We start from the raw sequence: 9090 nt of genomic DNA, 5'->3' as shown, positions 1-9090 counted from the left end.
CCGCTCATAAAGAGAGTTTGGGATTTGTTTGGGCTTGAAATTTGCTAAAGTCCCGCTAGGGAAAATTGAGAGAATTTTGGCAAATTTTTCTACCGCATCTCTAGGTAGATGGGATGACAACTATATATAGATAAAGAAATTTTTCATCCTCAGTTTTTCTGTCAGACTATCCGAGAGGAAAGCTCGGCAGAATTTTATCTATTTGTGTCATTATTTTTCTGGTTTCTCTCAGAGCAACAATGATTTTTTGATAGCGATCTATCTCTTCATCGGATAATTCCCGGTTAGCTTTTTTTCTGTCTTTAAGCCATTTATCTAAAACTTGGTAGCTACCGATTTTAAATTCCCATACTTTTTGACTGACTCCTGTGAAATAACAATTTTTGTTAATCCAGATTTTTTCGTTTGTCGAATCATATCTAATTTCTTTGACTAGATTTTTTCCATCCCCTATATAATCAATAGTTATTTTTTCTTCCGGTTGGAAAACTGGTAAATTTTTGAGTAAATGTAGATTAACTAATGCTTCCCCTTTCGTTGTTAATTCTTGGAATAATTGATTATTGCTGGTGAGGGGAAGGCGAGGAAAATCTATCTGCAAAAATTCAGCATATCTTTCTCGATAAGTAGGAGAATGAAATATGGCATAAGCGTAATAAAAGATATTTTCTGGTGTGGGGATATATCCTAATTTTTCTTGGATGGCAGTTAAAAATTTTGAGGATAAGTTAGCTTTTTTTTCCACAAATAAATTTGTTTGTCCGCTTTCTGTATCTGGGTAGATGTAGAGGGGGAAATAATAACTTCTTTCTCTTGAATGAATTGAAATACAGTTTCCATCCCCTATATTTTCAGTAACTAAACAATGTCTAAATCCTACCTCTTTTTGTTGACGACATAAAATTAACGCTAGATTTTCTGATTGTAAATTTACCATCACTTCATCTCTAGGTCTATCAACTAAATATTGATTATTGTAATAGAATCTTTTATCGAAAGGACGATATAAACAAGTTGTTAAGTCAGTCTGCCAATTTAGGTTATTAGCTAGCAATTTTCTTTGAGCTGAAATTTTCCAGTTAGGAGTATCTTTAAGATCATATCTATTAGATAGTTGTTCATCAGTTATGCTTAAATCTCGAAAATCCTGGATTCGCTTAAGAAGTTTATCTCTATCAAAATCTATAACAAAATTATCTCTATGAGTTGTAAATCCTGTAGAATTAACAGGGAAAATATCTATGACACTCCACCCTTCATTATATTCTTCACTCAAATCAAAATTTTTAGGCGAAAAAAAGAAATTAGGTTGAGAAGGTTTTAACTTTATCCAGTCAACATCCTGAAAATTTACATCCTCTAAAAACTGATATTTACCCTCCCTTTTTCCCCATAAATCAAAATAAAAAACATCAGCAGGTAACTTCACCCTATCTCTCTTTTTATAAACCACTGAAAAAGCATCAGGTTCACTTTTTTCCCTAACCGCAATTAAAATTGCCACACCTTGTTGAATGTCAAAAACATTTTCATCAACCTCTCCATCCGGTGTCGTTTCTTTTAACAAAGAATTACCATGTAAATCCATAATATAGAGACTATCAAAATATTTCATTAACTCCTCTCTCATTCCCCGATGAATTAAACCATTAATATAAGAATGATTAGTAATCAAACCTATTACCCCATGCCCAGTTTTTTCTATTTGATGGTGAGCAAAACGAATAAACTTAATATAGTCATCATCAAGAGGTTGAATATTCTTTTCTCCCTCCAACCGAACCCTACCTTTATATCTTTCCAAAAGTTCACCAATATAAGTTAATTCTGTTATCTCTTTTCCTGCTTTGCCTATTTTATAAACCTTCTCCCAAGTCGAACCATTATATTTAACATCTGCCAAATATTTAGTATCTTCCTCCAGTCGTCTTTTCCGCTTACTAACATTTTGCGAACTGACAGAATAAGGAGGATTTCCTAACACCACAAAAATTGGTTTTTCCTCCTTAACCTTTGCTGCTTGATTAGCTTCTTCAGAAATATATTCACCAAATAATAAACTAGACTTTTTTATCCCCTCATCCAAAGCATTAGTCAAGAAAATATTTAACCTTTCCTTCTCCTCAAAACGATAACCCAAAGTCTCCAATAATAACCCCAACTTTAAATGAGCGATCGCGTAAGGAGTCATCAATAATTCAAAACCATATAACCGCTGTAAAACTTGTGAATCTCTTAATAGCTCATTCCAACGATTTGCACCATATTTTTCAAAGTTAAAATAGATTTGTTTAATCGTTCGATATAAAAAAGTACCAGTACCCGTAGCAGGGTCTAAAATTGTTACTTTTCGACTACCAAAACCATATTCTAAATCAAAATATTTATCTAAAATATGATTAACTGCTTTGACAATAAAAGACACCACAGGTTCAGGAGTATAATAAACTCCACGACTTTTTCTCAAAGACACTTCATAAGCAGCTAAAAAGGTTTCATAAAAATGAACAACCGGGTCTTCCCTTCTAGTTTCCCGACCAAAGTTTTCCAGAATATTTCCAATATCAACTTTAGCCAAAACTTCTATCAATATTTCAATCGCCCAATTAATTTTACTAACAATATCTGTGGCAATAACCGTACTAAACAAACCCTGTAAAAAAGGAATCTTATCACTAATATAAATACTTGCAGTTTGACGATTAAAATTTGAACTACCCGGATTTTGAGCATGACCGACTCTAGCAGTAAATAATCCATAAGTAATAGTTTGAGCATACATATCAGCAAAACTATTATTATCCAAATCTGGAAATAACAATTCTTGGAAAACTTGCTTAAGTGCAGTTAACTCTCCCATTTCATTTTCAATTTTTAATGCTTCTGACAAACTATAACGAATAACTTTAGTTTGAGCAGCCATTTGTTGCGCCAAATCATTATAGTTATTAATAACTTTCTCTTGATAGTCTAAAAATGATTGGATTAATTCAGCAGTTTTTTCTAAATTATCACTAGGAATGATGCTTTGATTTTTTACTTTCCCTAGACTCGTCTCAAGTTTTAACTTACCCTCTTGATACCAACGAAAATCTAAGTAATTAGTTAAAATCAAATTTTCACCGACAGCAGATTCTAAATATCGTTTTAACTGGTCAGTTGATTTAATTTTTTCTAAACTTTCACCAATTTTTTTAGCTTCAATATAACCAAGTAAATTATTATTTTTCCTAACCGTAAAATCTGGAATCCCAGCTTGATTTCCAGTTTCTTCAATATTGGCATTAATTCCCAACATTGCACTCTCAATCAGATTTTTCAAAACAGGATAATGAGTACGTTCACTACCCTTTTCTAGATTCTTTTCTAATTCTTGTAAATAGTAATTAAATTGCATCAATATCAATCTGTATTTTTGGCAAATATTTCAAGGATATTATAATAGAGTAAAAATTATAACAGAGCATTTATCAACAAAATATTAAACATAGGAGACTACCATAGCAAAAGTAGGGGTTCTGGAAACCAAACCCCCTAAAAAATGTTAGCTATACTTTACTTTAGTCAAAACTATATTCTGATTTGATAGTCGAAAATAACTTGATTTTCTGATTTTTCAGGCAAGATAAAATTAGGTAAAGCAGAATAAATAAATAATACCAGTTTTATCAATTTTGGTTACAAATATAGCAATCATATTTCAGTTGTGAGATTTTAGTGGTAGTTAGGAGTCATAATTTCCTAGTTCATTCTCCGCAAACAGAATTCAGGAGTCAAAATATGGAAGGATTTTGATTGATATTAATCATTCTGAAATATCTCATCAATCAGGAATGATTGCTATATTTAGGTTACTATTGAGGAGTCATACCATTTCTCAAAAAGAATGCTATATATGATTCGGTGGGGAAGTGTGGGAAGTGTGGGAGGTTGGGGGATTCGTTAAAAGTAGGAAAAACCTATACTAACTGACTAATAATTGTCAAAAAAAAGACTTTGAATCTTGCTAACTATTTAACTTCTGAACTCAAGCTGAAGTATAGCATTAATGCATGGTAATTGGTATCAGTCGTCAGAATAAATATCTTAAATATCATTTATTAGCTTGAATATCCCTTTTTAATCAACCTGATTATTTGTAACATTGTTTGTTAATATTAGTATAATAAATAGTCGTGCAAAATAAGTTTCCTAGTTGAGAGAGGGAACAGGGAACACTTAACTGGGAATAGGGAGAAAGAATTGATAATTTATGGAGAAGATTGGAGATGTAGAATAAAATGTGTAGTGTAATTAATTTTGCATAAGCACTTACCAATTACCAAAAATAATCCTAGACCTAGAATAATGCTACGATAACAGTAGAGGTTTTGTCTCCAAATCCTCACAGAATACTAGCTATATTTTCATCAATATTCTCATCTTATTCTCTAGTCAAAAATCACTTGATTTTTTGATTTTGTCAGCCAGAGAAAATTAGGTCAGGAAAAATCAAGAAGTCATATTAATTCGCCAAAATAATGCCACACCAAAAGTAGGGGTTGACTTTCCCAACCCCTACAGAATACTAGCTATATTTTCATCAATATTCTAGTCTGATTTTCTAGCCGAAAATAACTTGATTTTCTGATTTTTCAGGCAAGGAAAAATAAAAGAGTAATACCAATTGCCAAAAATAATGCAAGACCTTGAATACTGCCATAAAATTAGGGGGTTTGGTCTCCAAAACCCTTACCGGATAATTAATAATTAATAATTATTAATTAAATAATTCAGGATGATTAACCTTCCCTTTCAAGGGGAAAAAAAATAAATTTTTTCCTTATTGGTCAATCCGATGGTTTTAACCAGAGGTAATTATCCATTATCCATTATCAATTATCAATTATCAATTATCAATTAATGAAAGAGTTCTTTTAACTACTACTAGCTGAATCTACCTGAGCAACTGGTTGAGGATTAGTAGTTTGTGCTTTCTTTTCAGTAACATTCAACTGACCACCACAATCTTTAAGCTCATAAAGCTTAACACCAATTTGATACTCATATTGACTCAATAACCTACCATAAATATATCCTGCTTTACCATCTAAAAATCCTAGTTGAATAAAGTAGAACAAAATAAATCTCAGGAAAGGTTTAAATGGCAACCTTACCCATATTTTCTTGAGAAAACGCTTCCTTTGTACAGCATCTCCAAATAAACTAGCACCAATAGTTCCACTATCACCCTGACCAGTTAATAAGTTATAATGTACCCGCGCTTCCCAATTAGAATAACGGTTGTGTCTCTCGATCCAGTGAAATAAATCGCGAAAATCTTCGTGAAGCATATCATTTTTCAGATATCCGACATTGCCAGTTAAAACAACGTGTTCATGTACCTCATTATCTCCAGTATTCCGAACACCTTCAGTTTTCAAGTTTTCGTAGCGACCTTCTTTATGTTTAAATAATCTGAGGTTCCAATCAGGATATTTCCCACCATGACGAATCCATTTTCCTAGAAAAAATACTCTACGGTTAAGATAATAACCATTATAATTTGGATCTTGAATAGCTATAGCAATTTCATCCCAAAGTTCTGGGATAATACGTTCATCACAATCAACAATTAATACCCAGTCATTCCGAAATTGTAAATTGTCCAAAGACCAATTTTTCTTTTTCGGCCAAGTACCATTGAAATAGAACTGTACTAGATTTGCTCCATAACTCTCAACTATTTCGGCGGAGCGATCGCTACTTTGAGAATCTACAACAAATATTTCATCTGCTCTAGCTACACTTTCTAGACAAGCAGGTAAATTTTGCTGTTCGTTCTTAGCAGGAATTAGAACTGATACTGGAATCTTAGATGATGTCATAGTTAAAGAATTTATAAATGGGAATTTTAGCGCTACGCGCAAGTCAGAAGTCAATTAATAATGAATAATTACCTCTGGTTAAAACCAAGAGGATTGAATCAAGTAGGGAAATTTCCTAGCACTTTTTCTTCTTCAAAGGATAGACTTGAAACCTCTGGGGATTAATTAGGGTTTGCTGAAAAAGTCTGATAGTGATGATAGGCAACAGGGAACAGGCAACACGCAACAGTTTAGACTATCTGCTACGGCCAAATTTTCAGCCTTGTCAGGGGAAAGATTTTAGCATTTTCAGACTACAAGAGCAAAAAACATTGTACTTTTTCAGAAGAAAAAAAACTATAAGCCTTATCTGGTATTGATTATACTTTTATTCAGCCAGCCATAATTATCAATTATCAATTATCAATTATTCATTATCCATTATTCATTATCCATTATGAACCTTACCCTCGATCATGCCCTGAATTGCTGCACCTAAATAGCCTATTTGACCATAAGCATAGACAAAATTATCAAAACGCTTCGCCGGGTCTGTGATATTTTTTAGAGACTTATACATACCTCTAATCATTCTCTCACCCCCCCGCGATAGTTGGCCGAAACCTGCTTTACCAGCTAGTTGTTCTCGGTAACATTCACTAATACCTTGCCACCAACCTCGTTCAATAAACCAGGAAGGTTTTACCCTTTCTGGCGCTACATTATGAGCGACTAATGCTTCTGGTAGATAGGCTACTTGCCAACCTTGCTTTATTGCTAATTCTGTGGTATGCAATTCTTCATTTGATAATAATTTTTTACCAACTCGACCCAAGTTAGTGTCAAAACCACCAATTTTTTCCAGAAATTTCCGGTGAATTGAATAGTTCAAACCTCTTGGAGTCAAACCTGGTTGGTCAATATATACAACAGAATCACCAAGGTCATAGTAACCTAAATTTCCTGATAATTCTAGAGAGAGCCACTTAGGGTGACTGATTCCTTCTGGCCAAATCAAGGTAACTTTGCCCCCAGCAATAGCTAGTTTGTTGTTACTTTCATAGGCTTCGTTTAGTACCCTTAACCATTGGGAACTAGCAACAGCATCATCATCAAGATAAGCTAAAATTTCAGCACTGGCTGTTTTTGCTCCTGTATTTCTAGCTACAGATAATCCTGTGACTGGTTCGTATACATATTTAAGTTTAGGGTTGGCAAGTCTTGCTTCTACTACTTCACGGGTACGATCTTTTGAAGCATTATCGACTACTACTACTTCAAAGCTACCAGGAAAATCCTGTGCTAACAGGCTATCTATTGCAGATCCTAAGTAAGTGTCCCGATTATGAGTACAGATAATGGCAGAAATTAAGGCCATAATTAGTTATAATTTTTTTTGACTTTGATGTTTCTAAGGATATTGACCTAATTTGCTGTTCCATAATTTATTATCCTTCATTTTTCAGTTTACCTTGAATATTTAGGGTTTGCTGAAAAAGTCTTATGGGTGAGGGTAGGAGTCAGGAGGAATGGGAATTATAGAGGAGGCAGGAGGAAGAATAGTAAGAGTGATTTTTCTGCCATAATCCACCCAAAATGCTCACAATTTCTGCTTGATCAACCAAAAAGCTGGTACTTTTTCTAGACCTAAAATTGCTTAAACCTTTATCAGTCAATGGGCGTGATATTTAATTAGCAAGCCCTATTTAGTTCTATTCCTATGAATTCTCCTCAAGTCACTTCTAATAAATTAATCTTAGTAACTGGCCCTGCTCGCTCTGGCAAAAGTGAGTGGGCAGAAAGTTTAGCCACTAATTCTGGAAAAAAAGTAATATATATAGCTACCTCTCAAATTAATTCTAGTGATTTAGAGTGGCAAGCTCGAATTGAACAACATAAAAATCGTCGCCCCTCTAACTGGATAACTTTAGAAATACCTATCAAACTATCAGAAACTTTGGCTGCTTATTCTGATGAAGATTATTGTATTTTGGTAGATTCTTTAGGTACTTGGTTAGCTAATATTTTGGAACAAGATGAAGAAGTTTGGAATGAAACTTTAGAAGCAGTAATTGAAAGCCTATTAACAGCTAAGGGTGATGTAATTTTAGTTGCTGAGGAAACAGGTTGGGGAGTTGTTCCTTCCTTTCCTATTGGACGGTTATTTCGCGATCGCCTTGGTAATCTTATTCGTAGAGTGGGAGTTATTTCTGAGTCTGTTTATCTGATTACTGGAGGTCATGTTTTGCATCTCAGTGCTTTAGGTGTACCTTTAAATTTTGGCGTTAGTGAATAAATGTATGATCTTATAGGAGTCAGGAGTCAGGAGGTAGAAAGGAGTTTTTTCCCTAACGTAAGTAGGGAGAGATAGGTATGATTTACACTCTTGTTTTGGCTCCAAACTTAACATTATTAGGAATTTTATACCGTGTTTCAGCAACGCCTAAAATTTTAATTCTTAATTAATTCTCAAGGAATGAATGGTTGGGTTTGAACTCCAGTTTTAATCAGGAAAGTTACAATTAAATCAGATATTTAAGACATTAATACCGTTGTACGAAAGTCAAAAGTCAAAAAGGAGGATTGATTTGGCAGAAAAATTTAACTAACAATAATTTTCGGTAATTATTTCATACTGACTATGTGAAATAATTTGTGATATTATTTTGGATAATTGGTATAACTTGTGGTAAATATCTCTATATTAAAGTAGAAAATAATCAGATTTTAAAAGTTATGGCATCCCGTAGTCAAGTCAGAAAATACATTGCCTATTGGTTTCAGTTAGGCAAAAAAGTATTAATTAGAAATGGTCAGGAAGCTATAAGACCTCAAGTTGTAATTTCAGGCGATCGCTACAGTGAAGAATTTGAAGAATGCTGGCAAAAAATTTTATCTGTTGAATCAGGAGATTGTTATTTAGAAGGAACAGATCAAACAATTAAAGAATTATTATCTCCAGAGTGGGATATTAGTCCTTGCGCCCGTTGTTTAATGCCTATCCCATTTCATGTAAAAGGGATGCCTCCTGAATGCTGTCCATGTTTTGATATACCTAGCTGGCCTGATACTGAAACACCATTGCCACGATCGCCTATTTGTAGTAAATCACATCTGCTAAGTATTTGTGAGCGATTATTAAGTGTCAATCAGAAAGATAACATTGATACTCATCATCACAATTCTGAAAATGAGGGTTTTAAAGCATCTTGAGAAAGTTGTTTATCTTCCACACAATTCTCCT

At 33.6% G+C, this 9090-nt stretch carries 5 protein-coding genes; 2 read left to right on the top strand and 3 right to left on the bottom strand.

Annotated features, from left to right (window positions below):
- Nucleotides 1-166: 166 nt before the first annotated feature.
- From ACP6PK_RS08720 to ACP6PK_RS08710, 3 genes are all read right to left on the bottom strand, one after another.
- Complete coding sequence (locus tag ACP6PK_RS08720) at nucleotides 167-3397, bottom strand: type ISP restriction/modification enzyme (RefSeq protein ID WP_426559275.1); 3231 nt, start codon at nucleotides 3395-3397, stop codon at nucleotides 167-169.
- Between the two features lie 1519 nt (nucleotides 3398-4916).
- A complete protein-coding gene (locus tag ACP6PK_RS08715; protein ID WP_094672978.1) occupies nucleotides 4917-5867 on the bottom strand; it encodes a glycosyltransferase family 2 protein in 951 nt (316 codons plus the stop codon).
- Between the two features lie 427 nt (nucleotides 5868-6294).
- Nucleotides 6295-7224 (bottom strand): glycosyltransferase family 2 protein, encoded by a 930-nt coding sequence (locus tag ACP6PK_RS08710; RefSeq protein ID WP_426559274.1) that lies wholly within the window; start codon nucleotides 7222-7224, stop codon nucleotides 6295-6297.
- A gap of 342 nt (nucleotides 7225-7566) precedes the next feature.
- Here ACP6PK_RS08710 and cobU point away from each other — a divergent pair, with 342 nt between their 5' ends.
- Nucleotides 7567-8142 carry a bifunctional adenosylcobinamide kinase/adenosylcobinamide-phosphate guanylyltransferase gene (gene cobU / locus ACP6PK_RS08705; RefSeq protein WP_094672982.1) on the top strand — a complete coding sequence of 192 codons (576 nt, stop codon included), beginning with the start codon at nucleotides 7567-7569 and terminating at the stop codon, nucleotides 8140-8142.
- Between the two features lie 359 nt (nucleotides 8143-8501).
- Nucleotides 8502-9059, top strand: coding sequence for a hypothetical protein (locus ACP6PK_RS08700; RefSeq protein WP_426559273.1), 558 nt, complete (start codon nucleotides 8502-8504; stop codon nucleotides 9057-9059).
- Nucleotides 9060-9090 lie beyond the last annotated feature (31 nt).

The sequence above is a fragment of the Dapis hubbardiae BLCC-M172 genome, from assembly GCF_050016015.1.
Classification (GTDB): domain Bacteria; phylum Cyanobacteriota; class Cyanobacteriia; order Cyanobacteriales; family Microcoleaceae; genus Trichodesmium.
This window is presented reverse-complemented; position numbering and strand designations above follow the sequence as displayed.

Excerpts from the sequence above, each read along its gene's own strand:
- ACP6PK_RS08715 (WP_094672978.1), bottom strand. The coding sequence starts at position 5,867 with ATGACATCATCTAAGATTCCAGTATCAGTTCTAATTCCTGCTAAGAAC.
- ACP6PK_RS08710 (WP_426559274.1), bottom strand. The coding sequence starts at position 7,224 with ATGGCCTTAATTTCTGCCATTATCTGTACTCATAATCGGGACACTTAC.
- cobU (WP_094672982.1), top strand. The coding sequence starts at position 7,567 with ATGAATTCTCCTCAAGTCACTTCTAATAAATTAATCTTAGTAACTGGC.
- ACP6PK_RS08720 (WP_426559275.1), bottom strand. The coding sequence starts at position 3,397 with ATGCAATTTAATTACTATTTACAAGAATTAGAAAAGAATCTAGAAAAG.